The sequence below is a fragment of the Streptomyces sp. NBC_01808 genome (assembly GCF_035917395.1).
In the GTDB taxonomy this organism is placed as follows: domain Bacteria; phylum Actinomycetota; class Actinomycetes; order Streptomycetales; family Streptomycetaceae; genus Streptomyces.
Genome location: NZ_CP109072.1, coordinates 1,360,364 through 1,376,490 on the forward strand (window position 1 = coordinate 1,360,364; position 16,127 = coordinate 1,376,490).

Annotated in this window: 12 protein-coding genes and 3 pseudogenes; 8 read left to right on the forward strand and 7 right to left on the reverse strand. The window is 74.2% G+C overall.

The features are described from left to right. Positions 1-66: 66 nt before the first annotated feature. Together OG946_RS05620 and OG946_RS05625 are read left to right on the forward strand one after the other, a co-directional pair. Positions 67-756 carry an ArsR/SmtB family transcription factor gene (locus tag OG946_RS05620; protein ID WP_326795041.1) on the forward strand — a complete coding sequence of 230 codons (690 nt, stop codon included), beginning with the start codon at positions 67-69 and terminating at the stop codon, positions 754-756. Beyond that, positions 753-2,018 (forward strand): MFS transporter, encoded by a 1,266-nt coding sequence (locus OG946_RS05625; protein WP_326795042.1) that lies wholly within the window; start codon positions 753-755, stop codon positions 2,016-2,018. Before OG946_RS05620 ends, OG946_RS05625 begins: the two co-directional genes overlap by 4 nt. Before the next feature lie 58 nt (positions 2,019-2,076). Here the strand turns inward: OG946_RS05625 and OG946_RS05630 are convergent. Then, positions 2,077-2,241, reverse strand: a pseudogene (locus tag OG946_RS05630) (IclR family transcriptional regulator); the annotation flags it as partial. Between the two features lie 465 nt (positions 2,242-2,706). Here OG946_RS05630 and OG946_RS05635 point away from each other — a divergent pair. Then, the gene (locus OG946_RS05635; protein ID WP_326795043.1) at positions 2,707-3,144 is read left to right on the forward strand and encodes a VOC family protein; all 438 of its coding nucleotides are present in this window, start codon (positions 2,707-2,709) and stop codon (positions 3,142-3,144) included. Between the two features lie 248 nt (positions 3,145-3,392). On the opposite strand, the pseudogene OG946_RS05640 reads toward OG946_RS05635, so the two are convergent. Next, positions 3,393-3,915, reverse strand: a pseudogene (locus OG946_RS05640) (CoA transferase subunit A); the annotation flags it as partial. A 150-nt stretch (positions 3,916-4,065) separates the two neighbouring features. Between OG946_RS05640 and OG946_RS05645 the strand changes: the two are divergent. Beyond that, positions 4,066-4,794, forward strand: coding sequence for a class I SAM-dependent methyltransferase (locus OG946_RS05645; RefSeq protein WP_326795044.1), 729 nt, complete (start codon positions 4,066-4,068; stop codon positions 4,792-4,794). Positions 4,795-4,969: 175 nt separating this feature from the next. Next, complete coding sequence (locus OG946_RS05650) at positions 4,970-5,854, forward strand: helix-turn-helix domain-containing protein (protein WP_326795045.1); 885 nt, start codon at positions 4,970-4,972, stop codon at positions 5,852-5,854. Positions 5,855-5,869: 15 nt separating this feature from the next. On the opposite strand, the pseudogene OG946_RS05655 reads toward OG946_RS05650, so the two are convergent. From OG946_RS05655 to OG946_RS05665, 3 genes and pseudogenes are all read right to left on the reverse strand, one after another. Next, positions 5,870-7,003, reverse strand: a pseudogene (locus OG946_RS05655) (FAD-dependent monooxygenase); the annotation flags it as partial. 15 nt (positions 7,004-7,018) lie between these two features. Next, positions 7,019-8,008 carry an Acg family FMN-binding oxidoreductase gene (locus OG946_RS05660; protein ID WP_326795046.1) on the reverse strand — a complete coding sequence of 330 codons (990 nt, stop codon included), beginning with the start codon at positions 8,006-8,008 and terminating at the stop codon, positions 7,019-7,021. A gap of 165 nt (positions 8,009-8,173) precedes the next feature. Then, positions 8,174-8,812 (reverse strand): TetR/AcrR family transcriptional regulator, encoded by a 639-nt coding sequence (locus OG946_RS05665; RefSeq protein WP_326795047.1) that lies wholly within the window; start codon positions 8,810-8,812, stop codon positions 8,174-8,176. Between the two features lie 76 nt (positions 8,813-8,888). Here OG946_RS05665 and OG946_RS05670 point away from each other — a divergent pair, with 76 nt between their 5' ends. Next, positions 8,889-10,364: a cytochrome P450 gene (locus OG946_RS05670; protein WP_326795048.1), complete on the forward strand. Its 1,476-nt coding sequence runs from the start codon at positions 8,889-8,891 to the stop codon at positions 10,362-10,364. Here the strand turns inward: OG946_RS05670 and OG946_RS05675 are convergent. Beyond that, complete coding sequence (locus OG946_RS05675; RefSeq protein WP_326795049.1) at positions 10,353-11,441, reverse strand: DUF6777 domain-containing protein; 1,089 nt, start codon at positions 11,439-11,441, stop codon at positions 10,353-10,355. The genes OG946_RS05670 and OG946_RS05675 overlap by 12 nt on opposite strands. A 192-nt stretch (positions 11,442-11,633) precedes the next feature. Here OG946_RS05675 and OG946_RS05680 point away from each other — a divergent pair, with 192 nt between their 5' ends. Both OG946_RS05680 and OG946_RS05685 read left to right on the forward strand, forming a co-directional pair. After that, entirely contained in the window at positions 11,634-12,041 is a 408-nt protein-coding gene (locus OG946_RS05680; protein WP_326795050.1) for a J-domain-containing protein, read from the forward strand. Between the two features lie 385 nt (positions 12,042-12,426). Then, a complete protein-coding gene (locus tag OG946_RS05685) occupies positions 12,427-14,214 on the forward strand; it encodes a sulfatase-like hydrolase/transferase (RefSeq protein ID WP_326795051.1) in 1,788 nt (595 codons plus the stop codon). Between the two features lie 60 nt (positions 14,215-14,274). On the opposite strand, the gene OG946_RS05690 is transcribed toward OG946_RS05685, so the two are convergent. Next, positions 14,275-16,017 carry a pyruvate dehydrogenase gene (locus OG946_RS05690; protein ID WP_326795052.1) on the reverse strand — a complete coding sequence of 581 codons (1,743 nt, stop codon included), beginning with the start codon at positions 16,015-16,017 and terminating at the stop codon, positions 14,275-14,277. Between the last annotated feature and the right edge of the window lie 110 nt (positions 16,018-16,127).

The window sequence follows — 16,127 nt, forward strand, 5'->3', positions numbered from 1 at the left end:
TCCATTCTCCTCCCGGTTGGCTCGCGAGGCTTCTAAAGGAACCTTTCTAAAGCTATCTTTAGATGCATGCCGGACCGCATCGACCTCACCGACGCCCGCGCCCTGCGCGCCTACGCCCACCCCACCCGGATGGAGCTGGTCGGCCTGCTCCGCCGGCACGGGCCGCTCACCGCCACCCGGGCCGCGGAGCTGACCGGGGAGTCCGTCGCCGGGTGCTCGTACCACCTGCGGATGCTCGCCAAGTACGGGCTCGTCGAGCAGAGCGGCGGCGGGCGGGGGCGGGAGAAGCCGTGGCGGGCCACGGCGCGTACGACGCACTGGGAGGCCGCGTACGACGACCCGGCCGCGACCGAGGCCGTCGGGGACCTGACGATGGCGCAGGTCGACGCGTACGTGCGGAAGCTGGGCGCCGCGCTCGCCGTCCGCCACCGGCTGCCGCGCGCATGGCAGGCGGCGGAGTACTCCGGGGACTGGAGCCTGTACCTCACGCCCGAGGAGCTGACCGGGCTGACGGAGGAGATGACCCGGCTGCTGTCCCGCTACGACGAACGCTTCGAGAACCCCGCGCGGCGCCCGGAGGGGGCGAGGCTGGTAAGCCTGCTGCGCTTGGCCTTCGTCGACCCACAGGACGGGCCGGAGGCGGCGGACTCGGCGGATACAGCGGACACGGCCGGCTCGGCAGATACCGCAGACGCGCCTCCCCCGACCGCCCCGGAGGACCGCGCCGGGCGGCCCCCGCAGCAGTCCCCGTCGTGATACGCCCCGCCCTGCCCGAGCTGCTCCGCGACCGCCCCTTCCGCCGCTACTGGGCCGCCCAGAGCGTCTCCCTCCTCGGCGACGAGGTGCACCGCATCGCCCTCCCCCTCGCCGCCGTGCTGCTCCTCGGCGCCGGCGCCGCCGACATGGGCCTCCTCACCGCCGCCGCGCTCCTGCCCGCGCTCCTCTTCTCCATTCCCGCCGGCGCCTGGGCCGACCGGCGGCGCAGCCGCCGCCGGGTGATGATCGCCGCCGACCTAGGCCGGATGCTGGCCGTCGCCTCCGTCCCCGTCGCGTACGCCCTCGACGCGCTCACGCTCACCCACCTGTACGCGGCGGCCTTCGCCGTCGGCACGCTCGGCGCGCTGTTCAACGTCTGCGCCGGCACCGTGTACGTCGCCCTGCTGCCCGTCGAGCGCTACGTCCAGGGCAGCTCGCTGCTCAACGGCAGCCGGGCGCTGGCGTTCACGGCCGGGCCGGGAGTCGGCGGCGGTCTCGTACAGGTGGCCACGGCGCCGTTCGCGCTGCTGCTCGACGCGCTCAGCTACCTCGTCTCGGCGCTCTTCCTCGGCCGCATCTCCGCCGCCGAACCCCCGCCCGCCGCGCGGGAGAAGAGCCGGGCCACCGCCGGGATCCGGTGGATCCTGCGGACTCCCGCGGTGCGCGCCTGCGCCGCCGCGACGGCGACGCTCAACTTCTTCAACTTCATCTTCCAGGCGCTGTTCGTGCTCTACGCGACCGGGGAACTGGGCCTCGGCGCCGGGCTCCTCGGCCTCGTGCTCGGGGCCGGCGGCGTCGGCGGCCTGGTCGGAGCCGTCCTCGCGAACAGGGTCGTGGCACGGTACGGGGTGGGGCCCGCGATGACCGCCGGATTCGCCGGCTTCAGCGTGCCGCTCACGCTGATACCGCTGGCGGACGGGCCGACACCGGTGGTCGCCGGGATGCTGCTGGCCGCGGAGTTCGCCTCCGCGTTCGGCGTGATGATCCTGGACATCTCGGCCAACGCCTACTTCGCCGCCGCCATCCCCGACGAGCTGCGCTCCCGCGTCCTCGGCGCCTTCCAGACCGTCAACTTCGGCGTCCGGCCGCTCGGTGCGCTCGCGGGCGGGGCACTGGGCACCGCGCTCGGACTGCGGCCGACGCTGTGGGTGGCGACGGTCGGGGCGGCGCTGGCGGTGCTGTGGCTGCTGCCCTCGCCCGTGCCGCGCATGCGCCGGCTGCCCGGCGCGGAGGACGGGGCGACGGGGGCGGTGTCGGCTTAGGGCTCGGGGGAAGTGGTGTCCCTCGTGCGGCTGTTGCCGGCCACCGGGCCGGTCCCGTTCACGGTCGCGTGCCTGTCACCCTCAGGTCCGCCTCGATTCTCGCGACCGCCGCCAGCAGGTGCGGCAGCAGGTCGCGGCGGACCGACTCGACCGAGTTGCGGCTCGCCGGTACGGGGATGTTGACCGCCCCGACCACCGTGCCGTCGCGGTCCCGGACCGGGGCCGGCCGCTTCGGAGCGTACGACCGAGGACTTCGACCCGTACACCGGCGACGTGTGCGCGACGGTGCCGCTGTCGGCGTGGCCGACGTGGGGCGCGCCGTGGGCGCCGCGGAGGCGGCCTTCGCCGGCTGGGCCGCGACCGGCCCGCCGCGCGCCGGCGGGTGTTCCGGCGGGCGGCGGACCTGCTGGAGTCGCACGCCGACGAGGCGGTGGCGCTGCGCCGATGCATGGTGCCGCCAGAACGCGCCGGGTAGGCCGTCTGGGGATCGGTGGCATGGCAGCAGTCGTGATCGTGGGTGGGAAGATGAGCCGCCCGATCGGGTGGCTCAAGGCGGTGTTGGCGCGGATGTCTTGGCCCTTGGGAGCAGGCGGATAGGTTGAGCGGGACCGGCCGCTGAAAGCGGCGCCGGCGAGGCCGAATCTCCGGCACTCGCAGTCCTGTCGCTGCAGGGAGGGAAACCACCCGCATGGACGTTCTCTTCATCACGAGCGTGGCGGTGGTCGTCGCCGACCCGCCGCTGAGCCGCAAGCTGTTCATTGAGACTCTTGGCCTGCCCCTGGAGGGGGAAGGCAACGGCTACTACTCCAGCGGGAGCGTCCCCGGCAGCAAGCACTTCGGGCTGTGGCCGCTCTCGCAGGCAGCCGAGGCATGTTTCGGCACGGCCCAGTGGCCCACCGACCGGGTGGTCCCGCAGGCATCGATCGAGTTCGAGGTGGCGAACGCGGAAGCCGTCACAGCCGCCGGTGCCGAGCTTCAGCGCGCGGGCTTCGAGCTGGTGCACCAGGCGCGCACCGAGCCGTGGGGCCAGACGGTGGCCAGACTTCTCACGGCGGACGGCTTGATCGTCGGGATCTCCTACGCCCCCGCCTTGCACGACTTGCAGGACGACCAGCACCCCGGGTGAGCCCGGCCCGAGACCGGTGAAGGCGATACAGACCCTGGCGTGCTCCTCGCCAGGGACAGCCACCGTGACGTCTCCCCCGGGGGGAGCCATGGTGTTCGGGCCGGTCTGCTGACCAAGTGTTTTGACGATCAGTTGATCGGCTTCTTGCTGGAGGGACTCCGCTTGCCCGGCCTTCGGCCCGGCTGTTGCGCCAGCGGATTCAGGCGGCGATGGCGGCGTTCTGCTCGTCGTGGGTGCGGTGGTCGCTTCCGTACGTTGCCCGCGCGGTCCGCCTGCTGCGCGTGGATGACCGCGACGTCGGGATTGACGGCGGCCACCGCCGCCAGCTCCTCGCCGGTGAACGGGCAGGTGACGGTGGCCACCGTCGGGGTACGGGCCGCGAGCCCGGTGCCGCGGTAGCCGCGCAGGACGGCGAACGGCAGTCCCGCGGCCCCGGCGACGTAGCGGTGGGCCATCCCGGCGTGGCTGTGCTCCTCGATCTCCAGCGGCCGGGGCCAGCCGTTCTCGACCGCGTCGCGGAAGCGGTGCAGCGAGCCGACTCCCGGGTTGCCGCCCCAGGAGAAGACGGGCTTGCGCGCGAGCCCGGCGCCGATGAGCTGGTCGCAGACGAGGTCGGGGTCATCCGTACCAGCGTCAGGTCGGTCGCGCCCCGGCGGATCACCTCGTGCGCCGCCGCGAACGGGATCAGGTGCGTGAAGCGCTCCATCGCCACCGTGTCGCCGTCGTGCACCAGCTCGGCAACGCGTCCCGCAGGGTCAGGATCTCCGCCATGCCACCCCGCTTCCGGGTGTTCGTCCTGCGCACGAGCGTTCGTCATCGCCGGGTCCGAGTCTGGGACCGGCCGTCCGCGCATGTCAACGGCCCGGCACCCGGGACCCGCACGGCGTGCGCGGGCACGCAGCGCCACTACGATGATCGACGATGTTCAGTCCCGAGGGCCCGACCCTTCTCGAGCTGACCGTGCAGGCGATGTCCTCCACGGAACGCGGCTACGACCTGCTGGCGGCGAAGTTCGACAGCTCCCCGTTCCGCACCCCCGACCGCGTGCTGGACGCGTTCGCCCGCGCCGTCGAGCCGCTGGGCCCGTTCGCGTACGGCCTCGACGTCTGCACCGGCACGGGCGCGGGCGCCGGGATGCTGCGGCGGCTGTGCAAGGAGCGGGTCGTCGGCGTCGACTTCAGCGCCGGGATGCTCGCCGAGGCGCGGCGCGCGTACGCGGACGCCGCGGACCCGCCCTCGATGCGCTGGGTACGCGCGGACACCCTGGCCCTGCCCTTCGCGCCCGCCTTCGATCTCGCCGTGAGCTTCGGCGCCTTCGGCCACTTCCTGCCCCGGGAGCGTCCGGCGCTCTTCTCGCAGGTCTTCCGGTCGCTGCGCCCCGGCGGGTACTTCGCCTTCCCCATCCCCGCGCCGCAGCCGGTCGGGTCCCGGGGATACTGGGCGCTGTGGGGGTTCGACACCGCGATGCGGGTCCGGAACGCGCTGTGGCGCCCGCGATTCGTCATGTACTACCGCACGTTCCGCCTGCCCGACGTGCTGGCGGACCTGGAGCGCACCGGGTTCAGGGTGGCGACCGCCGCGCTGGAGGAGCTGGGGCGGCGGCCGGACGGCAGTCCGCGCGCCCGCGCCGTGTTCGCACGGCGCCCCTGACCGGCGCGGGCGGCCCGGACAGCTCGTACAGCCCGGCCGGCCGAAGAGCGTAACGGCCGCGTACCAGAGGCATATTCAACTTCAACAATCGCTTTCCCTGTACACGTTGACTCCTTCGATGCGAGACTGAAGGGCGCGACCTGATCACCTTGGGAGCCCGATGCACGCGCCAAGCATGTCGGAGACGAACTCGCTGCCGGCCCCGTCCCGAGGCGGCCCCACCGTGCGCCGCATCATCCTCGGCAACAACCTGCGGCGGCTACGCGAGCAGCGCGGCATCACCTTCCAGGCCGCGGCGCGTACCATCGGCGCCTCGCAGCCCAAACTGAGCCGGCTGGAGCTGGGCCGGGGCGGCTGCAAGGAACACGACATCGCCGCCCTGCTGACGCTGTACGGGGTCGAGGACGAGGCCGAGCGCGAGCACTACCTCGCGCTGGCCCGCGGCGCCAACACCACCGGCTGGTGGCACCAGTACAGCGACGTGACGCCAGCCTGGATGGAGACGTTCCTCGGCCTCGAAGAAGCCGCCTCGCTGATCCGCTCCTACCAGGCCCAGCGGATCCCGGGACTGCTGCAGACCGCCGACTACGCGCGGGCGTTCGCACAGATCGCGTACCCGAACGCGGACGAGGCGGCCATAGAGCGCCACGTCGACCTGCGGCTGCGCAGGCAGCAGATCCTGGGCCACGCCGACCAGCCGGCGCGCTACTGGGTGGTCCTCGACGAGGCGGCGCTGCGCCGCCCGCTCGGCGGGCGCACGGTGATGCGCGCGCAGATCAAGCACCTGCTGGGGATCCTGGAGCTGTCGAACATCACGGTCCAGGTCGCCCGGCTCGCCACCGGCCGCTTCGCCGCCGTGGTCAGCCCGCTGACGATCCTGCGCTTCGCGGAGCCGGACCTGCCGGACGTGGCGTACATCGAGCAACTGACCAGCGCGCTCTACCTCGACAAGCGCAACGACGTCGAGCGCTACCTGCTGACGATGGACGGCCTGTGCGCGGCGGCGGAGAAGCAGGAGTCGAGCCAGGAGATGCTGGAGCAGTTGCTCGCCGAGTACTGACGCCGGCGCCGGGGGTCAGGCGGCGGGTGCGCCGAACCACCGCGGCAGGTGGTCGAGGAGATCGTCCTGGTCCTCGCCGGCCCAGGCGACGTGTCCGTCGGGGCGGAGCAGCACGGCGGGCGCGTCCAGGCCGTCGCTCGCGTCCCGCGCGTCCCCCGCCTCGACGGTGTCGGCGACGTGGTCGACGCGGTCCGCGCAACCCGCGGCCGAGAGCCGGCCGGTCTGGTCGAGCAGGAGTCCGCGGCCGGCGCGCGTCAGCTCGTAGAGGCGGCCGTTCCGCTTGAGCCGCAGATCGCGCAGCCGGCGCCCGAGCAGGGCGTGGCCGTCGCCGAGGTCGTAGCGGACGGTGGTCGCCATGATCTTCTCGATGACCCGGAGGTTGACCTCCTCGATGTCCATCAGCTCGGCGAGCAGCCGGCGTACGGACCGCGGCCCCGGCTCGGTGGACATGAGCAGCGTCTGCGCGCGGGTGTTGTCCAGCACGTCGGCGGCCACGGGGTGGCGTTCGGCGTGGTACGTGTCGAGCAGCCCCGCGGGCGCCCGGCCGGCGACCTCGGCGGCCAGCTTCCAGCCGAGGTTGAATGCGTCCTGGACGCCGAGGTTGAGCCCCTGCCCGCCCACCGGCGGGTGCACGTGCGCCGCGTCGCCGGCGAGGAGGACGCGGCCGGTGCGGTAGCTCTCGGCCTGCCGGGTGGCGTCGCCGAAGCGGGAGAGCCAACTCGCCTCGTACGCACCGAAGTCGGAGCCCGCGACGGCCCGCAGCCGGGCGCGTAGCTCGTCGAAGGCGGGCGGGACGGCGCGGTCGGCGGCCAGTCCCGCGGCGGGCACGATGACGCGGTACGTACCGTCGGGGAACGGCGCGATGCCGAACCGGAGCTGGGTCCTGCGGACTTCGGCCACCGCCGCCATGACCTCCGCCCGCGGCGCGGTCAGCCGGACGTCGGCGATCAGCGTCTCGATGCGGGCGGGCTCGCCGGGGAAGCCGACGCCGAGGAGCTTGCGCACGGTGCTCTGGCCGCCGTCGCAGCCGACGAGCCAGCGGGCGGTCAGCTCGCCCGCGGCCGTCCGCACGGTCACGCCGTGCGCGTCCTGACTCAGGCCGGTCAGCGCGGTGCCGCGGCGGATCTCGGCGCCGAGCGCGCGGGCGTGGGCCGCCGCCGGTGCTCAGACGATCTCCATGACCTCCGAGAGCGGCCGGCGCGGCGTCGTCGGGCCGCGGGGCCCGTAGCCGATGCGCAGCACCATCTGGACCTGGCCGACGTCGGTCAGCGGGTCGCGGACGAGCGCGCGCAGGTCGGACCACTCCAGCGCCTCGCTCGTGAGCGAGACCACAAGCCCGGCGCGGGTGGCCGTCAGCAGCACGCGCTCCAGCGCCTGGCCCGCGCGCAGCCACTCGGCCGGGCTGTCGTGCGCGGTGCCGAGCAGGGCGATGTTCAGCGCGGTCTCGAAGGGGGCGCTGGTCCGGCCGGGCGGCTCGGTGCGGCCGCCGAAGTCGCGCATCGGGGCGGTGCCGCTGCGGCGCCGGGGGCCGTAGGCGTAGCCGGGGACGCCCTCGTCCGCGGTGTCAGGCCACGGGTGCGTCCAGCGGGCCAGCTCCTCGGCGCGGTCGGGCGTCTCGGCGTCGCGTACCTCGGCGTCCTGCACCAGCTCCAGCAGGGACGCCGCGTGCCAGGCGTCGGGGAACACCAGCGTCGCGCCCTCGGTACGCGCCGCTTCGACGAGGTCCGTCAGATCGGCGGGCGGTACGGGCTTCTCCGCGAACGGCCAGCGGCTGGAGTGCCGGCGGGGGATCTGCTCCGCCAGCGCGGCGAGCGCCGTATCGGTCTCCTCGCCGGGCTCCGCGCCGGTGAGCCGGACGGAGGCGAGCAGCAGCGGCTCGTGCGCGGCCGGGAGCAGGTCGGTCCTGGTCCGCCAGCCGGCGGCGGCCGCGGCGGACCGCAGGTTGCACAGCGCGGCGCCGCAGCCGACGTGGAGGGCGCGCCGCTCGGGGTCGGCGGCGGGCATGGCGCGCTCCATGTCGGCGCGTATCTCGACGGTGCGGTGGCCGAGGTGGCAGCGGAAGTGCCACGGCTGTGCGTTGTGCATGGAGGGCGCGGCGGTCGCGGCCTGTACGAGTTCCGCGACCCCGGTGGCGTCCAGTGCTCGCGCGGCCATGCTCACCAGCGTAGGGCCGCGGCCCGCAGCTCACGAGTCGAGCGGCGGCGGGCCCGCGGGGACCGCCCGGCGGGCGGCCCCGGCGGCCCACGGGGGCGGCGCCAGGACCCGCGCGGGCCGGTCCGCGGCCACCGTACGGCGGGCAGCCCGGCGGGCCGCGTCGGCTCAGTCCCCCCGCGCCCCCTCCAGCGCCCCGAGCAGCGCCCGGGTGCACACCTCACGTACCTCCGCCCGCGACGGCTCCCCCCGCTCCAGCCAGTCCAGGACCGCCGCCGTGACGAACGCCAGCCAGCCGTGCACCGCCAGCCGCAGCGCCGCGGGCGCGGGCCCGTCGATCAGCCCGGCTGCGGCCTGGGCGTCGAGCACCGTGACGATCCGGCGCTCCTGCTCGGCGAGGAGCTGCTCGTGGATCTCGTGGATCTCCCGGTCCCCGGTGGCCGAGGCGCGGTGGAAGGCGCGCAGGCCGCGGGCGTGCTCCTCGGCGTAGCGCAGGTACGCCTCCAGCCCCTGCTGCACCTGCCGGCCGACGGGGGTGTCCGGGTCCGGCTCGGTCATGCGCAGCAGGCGCTCGCCCTCGTGCCGGATGACGGCCGCGTAGAACTGCCGCTTGGCCGGGAAGTAGTGGTAGAGCAGCCCGCGCGAGACGCCGGCGCGCTCGGCGACCTCCTCGATCCACACGTCGTCGAAGGGCCGCTCGGCGAAGAGTTCGGCGCCGATCCGCAGCAACTGCCGGCGCCGCTCCTCGGTGCCCATGCGGGTGCGCGGGCGCCCCGTCTCCGTACCCCGAGCGCCGGAACGAGCCATCGCGCCACCTTACTTGACACCGGTTCAGCAGTGCCGCACGCTGCTTACTGAATCGAGTTCAATAAGGGAGGGCACGATGGCGACGCCGTTCTTACGCACCCGTCCCGCACCCTGGCCGGAGCTGAGCCGCATCCCCCGCCCCCGCCACCGGCTGCCGGTGGTGGGCGACGTCTTCGGCCTCGATCCCGGCAGGCCCATACAGGACTCGCTGCGGATGGCCCGGGAGCTGGGGCCGATCTTCCGGCGCAAGATCTTCGGGCTGGAGATCGTGGTGGTCTCCGGCGCGGACCTCTTCGCCGAGCTGGCGGACGAGTCGCGGTTCACCAAGCGCGTCGTGCTCGCCGTCTACAACCTGCGCGAGGTGGGCGGCGACGGCCTGTTCACCGCGCACAGCCACGAGCCCAACTGGCAGCTCGGCCACGACATCCTCGCGCCCGCCTTCACCCGCGAGGCGATGGAGCGCTACCACCCGGTGATGCTCGCGATGGCCTCCCGGCTGACCGCCGCCTGGGACGCGCACGCCGGAGCCGGCACCGCGGCCGACGTCTCCGCCGACATGACCAAGCTGACCCTGGAGACCATCGCCCACACCGGCTTCGGCTACGACTTCGGCTCCTTCGAGCGCACCGAGCAGCACCCGTTCGTCGCCGCCATGGTCCGCTCCCTGCGCCATGCCCAGGGCGGCGACGTGCCGCGGCCGTTCAGCCCGGTGAAGAACCGCGGTCCCGGCCGCCGCGGCAGCGCCGACGCCGCGTATCTCACCTCCGTCGTCGACCGGGTCGTACGGGAGCGCACCGCGCGCGAGGACCCGGAGGCGCAGGACCTGCTCGGGCTGATGCTCAACACCCGCCATCCGCGCACCGGGGAGCGGCTGTCGCCGGAGAACATCCGCCACCAGATACTCACGTTCCTGGTCGCCGGGCACGAGACGACTTCCGGCGCGCTCTCCTTCGCGCTGTACTACCTCTCCCGCCACCCCGAGGTGATGGCCCGCGCCCGCGCCGAGGTGGACCGGGTGTGGGGTCCTGCCGGGGAGCCGTCGTACCGGCAGGTGAGCAAGCTGCGCTACGTGCGCCGGGTGCTGGACGAGTCCCTGCGGATGTGGCCCACGGCGCCCGCGTTCACCCGCGCCGCCCGTAGGGACACGATGCTGGGCGGCGTCCACCCGATGCGGGCCGGCGCGTGGGCCCTGGTGCTGATCCCGGCCCTGCACCGCGACCCGGCGGTCTGGGGCCAGGACGCCGACCGCTTCGACCCGGACCGCTTCCTGCCGGAGCGGGTACGGGCCCGGCCCGGGCACGTCTTCAAGCCCTTCGGCACCGGCGAACGGGCGTGCATCGGGCGGCAGTTCGCGCTGCACGAGGCGACGCTCGTGCTGGGGCTGCTGCTGCGCAGGTACGAGCTGCGCGGCGACCCCGGCTACCGGCTGGACATAGCCGAGCGGCTGACGCTGATGCCGCGCGGGTTCACGCTGGCGCCGGTGCGGCGCCGGCCCGCCGCGCCCCGGACGGCGCCGGGTCCCGCGGCGGAGCCGGCGGGTTCACCCGGCTGACTCGCCCGCCCCGGCCGACTCGCCCGCGGAGACCCGCTCGTGGTCCTCTTCCTCGTCGATGCCGCCCGGCAGCGGCGGGGCGGTGCTCGGCTCCCCGGACTCGGTGCCGGGCCCCTCGGACGGGCCCTCGGTGGTCGGCCCCGGGCTGCCCGTGGGCTCGGCGCTGGGGCTGTGGGAGCCACTGGGCGACGGCGGGTTGAAGTGGTCCCGCGGCGGCTGCGGCAGCTTCCGGTCCTCGCCGGGCCGCGCGCCGACGGGCCGCTCGAACCACAGGTCGGTGTTGACGTCCACGATGACGAGCCGGGACAGCGCCCGCTGCGCGGGCGTGACCACGACGGTCCGCGACGGCCGGTAGCCGCGCCAGCCGGTGCCGCCGTAGCGGTCGTTGCCGCTCAGCTTCTCCGGCGCCGCCAGCGGGCTGCCGCTCGCGCATCGCACCCGCGGTACGCCCTTGTCGTCGACCATCACCGCGGTGCCTGCCTGAAGCACCGACTGGAACGGGCTCGCCTCGCCGTCCGCGAAGCCGTGGCCGGTCAGCCGGGTGTCGGTGCGCAGCAGCACGGAGGTGAGTTCGCGCAGGAAGCCCGGCAGGTCCCCCTCGTCGACCCGCAGGGTGCGCGCGAACGCCGCCTGCTTGTCGGCGTCGCGGCCGAGGAAGGCGATCTGCTTGTCGACGTCGCAGCTCGCGACGTTCCGTACGCCGCCGTACAGCCCGGCCTTCCCGCCCGACACCGACTGGTGCCTGCCCGGCTCCGCCGGCGGGGGGCTGTCGGGCGGCGCGGCGGCGCGGGAAGGCGACGGCGCGGCGCCGTCGGGCGTCGCGGTGCTCGGGGTGAACGGATCGTGCCCGCGGTCGGCGACGGGCTGCAGCACCAGCTCCGCCGCCGCGTCGGCGGCGGCGGCGCTGCCGCCCTGCCCGGGCGCGGCGCAGGACGCGGCGGCGACCGAGAGGGCGAGGACGGCGGCCGCGGCGCCGGCGAGGTGCGCGGAGCGCGGCAGCCGCGTCGTGGGGCGCGCGGGGCGCGGGGCACGGCGCGGCGGCAGCGGTGCACGGCGCGCGGAACGCAGACGGGGCACGTGGGTCTCCCTCTCGGGGCCGGATGGACACCTTCCGAGGCCATTGTCTGAATTGTTACCAAGGTGTGCGCAAGCTGAGAGCCGCCATCGGCGCGACGTCACCCGCGCGCCGGGGGCCGGGGCGCCACCGCTACCGTTGAGGTGGGAGAACGGCCGATCGGCGACCGCCGCGAGCGGAGGGGAGCACCGCGCATGACCGAACGCAAGCCGCCGGGTGTGAGCTTCGAGTCCTGGATCGACCGGCAGATCCGGGAGGCGGCCGAGCGCGGCGGGTTCGACGACCTCCCGGGCAAGGGCAAGCCGCTCGCGGATCTCGACCGGCCGTACGACGAGCTGTGGTGGGTCAAGGCGAAGATGGCACGCGAGCAGTTGTCCGCGCTGCCGCCCTCGCTCGCCGTCCGCAAGGAGGCCGAGGCCGCGCTCACCGCCGTGACCAGTGCGCGGAGCGAAAAGGAGGTGCGCGAGATCGTCGCGGAGGTCAACGAGAAGATCCGCGCGGCGCACCGCGCGCCCGCCGTCGGCCCGCCGTTGAAGCTCGCCCCGCTGGACGCCGACACGCTGGTACGGGAGTGGCGTGAGGGACGCGAGGGACGCAAGTAGCGGGTACGGAGCGACCGGAGGCGCGGCCTCCGCGAGCCCCCAACGCGCGCGGAGGCGTCGATCGTTGGTGGTAGGGTCCCCCTCGAAACGTCAAGCCGTACGCAAGCGCACGGGGTAGACGCAGTCCGGGGGGAACTGATCCGTAGGTCACCCCTGCGCGGCCATTCCGCCGTCCCGACCAGACGGCGCGGCAGTCGGGCGCCCGGCCATACCCGGATACGGGCGCCTCGCACCGCTTCCGGCCCGGATTCCGCCACGGCGGACCCGACAGCCGGACCCGTTCACCCCCGGCGGGTGACGCGGCCCCAGACACTGCGTGCCCGCCCCGCCACCGCCTCCGGACGGCGCTGCTCATCGGCACCAGTCGTCCGAGAGGGGGAGCCGGTTGACCACCCGACGGCAGTTCCTCGCGGCCGCGGCCACGGGCGTCGGCGTCGCGGCGCTGACCCCCGCCCCGCTCGCCGCCGCGCCGGGCAGCCCTCGCGGCGACCGCCCCAACATCGTGCTGATCGTCGCCGACGACCTCGGCTACGGCGAGCTGGGCTCGTACGGCCAGCAGCTCATCCGCACCCCCCACCTGGACCGGCTCGCGGAAGACGGGCTGCGGTTCACCGCGGCGTACGCCTCCGCGCCGGTCTGCGCGCCGTCGCGCGCCTCGCTGCTGACCGGCCTGCACAGCGGCCGGGCCCGGGTCCGGGAGAACCCGATGCGCGGCATCCAGCCCTCCATCGGCGACGCCGACACCACGGTCGCCGAGCTGCTGCAGGCCCGCGGCTACCGCACCGCGTGCATCGGCAAGTGGGGCTTCGGCCCCGAGGAGCCGGACCAGCACAGCCACCCCAACTACCGGGGCTTCGAGGAGTTCTACGGCTATCTGACGCACCGGCACGCGCACTACTACTTCCCGCAGTACCTCTGGCACAACAGCCGCCGCGTCCCGCTCGCGGGCAACGGGGACGGCGGGCGCGGCACGTACGCGCCCGAGCAGTTCTCCAGGCGCGCCCTGCAGTTCATCCGCAACCACGCCGAGGAGCCGTTCTTCCTCTACCTCTCCCCCAACGTGCCGCACGCCCCGAGCACCGTGCCGGACACCGGCGAGTACAGCGACACCGACTGGAAGCCGGAGGACAAGGGGCACGCCGCGCAGGTCGCGAACTTCGACCGGATGGTCGGCCAGGTGATCGAGGAGCTGTACGCGCGGCGCATCGCCGAGGACACCGTGGTGATCGTCACCAGCGACAACGGCCGGCACGAGGAGGGCGGCGTGACGCCGGCGCTCTTCCAGCGCGAGCAAGGGCTGCGCGGCTACAAGCGGAACCTGTACGAGGGCGGCATCCGGGTGCCGCTCATCGCCTGGTCCCCGTACCGCATCCGGCGCGGCGTCGTGAACCGGCCGACGCCCCACATAGACCTGCTGCCCACCCTCGCCGAGCTGGGCGGCGCCCCCGCGCCCCGGGACGTCGACGGGCTCTCCCTCGCCCCGCTGCTCACCGGCACCGGGCCCGCGCCCCGGCACGAGTTCCTGTACTGGTACCGCAACGAGCGGGCCTCCACGCCGCTGGCCCGCGCCGCCGACCACGACCGGATCGGCCGGATCTCCGAGGCGGTGCGCGCCGGCGACTGGAAGGCGGTGCGCTTCGCGCCCGGCAAGGACCGCAGGGCGCCGGACGACCGCTGGCAGGTGGAGCTGTACAACCTGGCGGACGACCCCGCCGAGTCCGTCGACCGGGTCGCGGACCGGCCGGACATCGCCGCCCGGCTGGTGCACGTCATGCGGCGGGAGTGGCGCGACACGTACGACCGCGAGCCCTTCGGCGTACGCATCGGCGCCCCGCCCTACGCCGAGCCGGGCCGGGTGCTGACGGTCACCGCCACCCTGCACAACGGGTCCGACAGCCCGTGGACCGAGCCGCGGGTGCAGTTGCAGGTCCCCGAGGGCTGGAAGGTGCGCGCCGCGACCCGCAGGCCGCGCGCCCGGCTCGCGCCGGGCGCCGAGGTGGTCACCCGCTGGCGGGTGACGCCGCCGAAGGGCGCCCCCGCGGGCCGCTGGGAGCTGCGCGCGCGGGCCGCCGCGCGGTGCGCGGGCACGCCGCTGACGTACCGCACGCGGCAGGCGCTGCTCACCCCGCCGGCGAAGGGCGGCTACTTCGGCGACCTGCCCTGGCTGACCTGAGGGGCCCGTGCCGTACGGACCGGACGGGCGCCCGGCGCGTACGGCACGACGTCCTCGCGGTCAGGGGCGGGGGATGTTGCGGAGGTTGGAGCGGGCCAGGTCGAGCATCGTGCCGACGCCGCCCTCCAGCACCGTGCGCCCGGCGGCCAGCGCGAAGCCGCGCACCTGCTCCAGCGTGATCCGCGACGGGATCGACAGCGCGTTGGAGTCGGTGATCAGCTCGACCAGCGCGGGGCCCTTCGCCGCCAGCGCCTCCCGCAGGGCGCCCTCGATCTCGCCGGGCTTCTCCACCCGCCAGGCGGGGATGCCGACGCCGCGGGCGATGGCGGAGAAGTCGACCTTGCTGTGGTCGGTGCCGTACGCGGGCAGGCCGTCGACCAGCATCTCCAGCTTGACCATGCCGAGCGAGGAGTTGTTGAACAGGACGGTCTTGACGGGCAGGTCGTGCTGCTTGACGGTGATCAGCTCGCCGAGCAGCATGCCGAGGCCGCCGTCGCCGGAGAGCGAGATGACCTGGCGGTCGCGGTCGGCGCTGGCGGCGCCGATGGCATGCGGCAGGGCGTTGGCCATGGAGCCGTGCGTGAAGGAACCGATGACGCGGCGGCGGCCGTTGGGCGTGAGGTAGCGGGCGGCCCAGACGTTGTTCATGCCGGTGTCGACGGTGAACACGGCGTCGTCCGCGGCGAGCGTGTCCAGCAGCCGGGCGGCGTACTCGGGGTGGATCGGGACGTGCTTCTCGACGTTCGAGGTGTACGCCTCGACGACCTTGGTCAGCGACCGCTCGTGCTTGCGCAGCGTGGCGTCGAGGAAGCGCCGCTCGCGCTTCTCGCGCAGCAGCGGCTGCACCGCGTCCAGGGTGGAGGCGACGTCACCGTGCACGGCGACCTCCAGCGGCGTACGGCGGCCGAGGCGGGTCGCGTCGATGTCGATCTGGACGGTCTTGGCCTGCGGCAGGAAGGCGTCGTACGGGAAGTCGGTGCCCAGCATCACGACGAGGTCGGCCTCCTGGAGCGCGTCGTAGCAGGCGCCGTAGCCGAGGAGGCCGATCATGCCGACGTCGTACGGGTTGTCGTACTGGATCCACTCCTTGCCGCGCAGCGTGTGCCCGACGGGCGCCTTGACGGTCTCGGCGAGCCGCATCACCTTGGCGTGCGCGCCGCGGACGCCCGCGCCGGCGAACAGGGCGACGCGGTCGGCGCCGTTGAGGGCGTCGGCCAGCTCGCGCACGGTCTGCGGGTCGGGGACGACGGCGGCCGGGCGGGCGCAGGGGACCGTGTGCCCGGTGGGGTTGGCGGCCTGCTTGTCGGCGATGTCGCCGGGCAGGACGAGCACCGCTACCTCGTTGGCGCCGACGGCGTGCTGGGCGGCGATCCGGGCGATGCGGGGCATCTGCTCGGGCTGGGAGATCAACTGGCAGTAGCCGGACGCCTGGTCGAAGAGCTTCTCCGGGTGGGTCTCCTGGAAGTAGCCGCTGCCGATCTGGGTGGACGGGATGTGCGAGGCGATGGCGAGGACGGGGGCGCCGCTGCGCTGGGCGTCGAACAGGCCCTGGATGAGGTGGGTGTTGCCGGGTCCGCAGGAACCGGCGCAGGCGGCGAGCTGCCCGGTGACCTGCGCCTCGGCGGCGGCGGCGAAGGCACCGGCCTCCTCGTTCTGCACGTGCACCCACTCGATGGCGCCGTCGCTGCGGCGGATGGCGTCGACGAGCGGGTTGAGGCTGTCGCCGACGACGCCGTAGATGCGCTTCACGCCGTACTGGAGGAGGACCTCCACGAGCTGGTCGGCAACCTTGGCACTGCTCATCGTGCTCTCCTCGCGTCGGCTTCGCGGTCGTCCAGGACAACGTGTTCGATCGTAAGCGATCACCGTGGAAGTGGGCGGATGGTACGTCGCGGGGCATCCTGGCCGCGGGC

Excerpts from the sequence above, each read along its gene's own strand:
- OG946_RS05650 (WP_326795045.1), top strand. The coding sequence starts at position 4,970 with ATGTCGGAGACGAACTCGCTGCCGGCCCCGTCCCGAGGCGGCCCCACC.
- OG946_RS05635 (WP_326795043.1), top strand. The coding sequence starts at position 2,707 with ATGGACGTTCTCTTCATCACGAGCGTGGCGGTGGTCGTCGCCGACCCG.
- OG946_RS05645 (WP_326795044.1), top strand. The coding sequence starts at position 4,066 with ATGTTCAGTCCCGAGGGCCCGACCCTTCTCGAGCTGACCGTGCAGGCG.
- OG946_RS05660 (WP_326795046.1), bottom strand. The coding sequence starts at position 8,008 with ATGGCCGCGCGAGCACTGGACGCCACCGGGGTCGCGGAACTCGTACAG.
- OG946_RS05680 (WP_326795050.1), top strand. The coding sequence starts at position 11,634 with ATGACCGAACGCAAGCCGCCGGGTGTGAGCTTCGAGTCCTGGATCGAC.
- OG946_RS05670 (WP_326795048.1), top strand. The coding sequence starts at position 8,889 with ATGGCGACGCCGTTCTTACGCACCCGTCCCGCACCCTGGCCGGAGCTG.
- OG946_RS05690 (WP_326795052.1), bottom strand. The coding sequence starts at position 16,017 with ATGAGCAGTGCCAAGGTTGCCGACCAGCTCGTGGAGGTCCTCCTCCAG.
- OG946_RS05665 (WP_326795047.1), bottom strand. The coding sequence starts at position 8,812 with ATGGCTCGTTCCGGCGCTCGGGGTACGGAGACGGGGCGCCCGCGCACC.
- OG946_RS05620 (WP_326795041.1), top strand. The coding sequence starts at position 67 with ATGCCGGACCGCATCGACCTCACCGACGCCCGCGCCCTGCGCGCCTAC.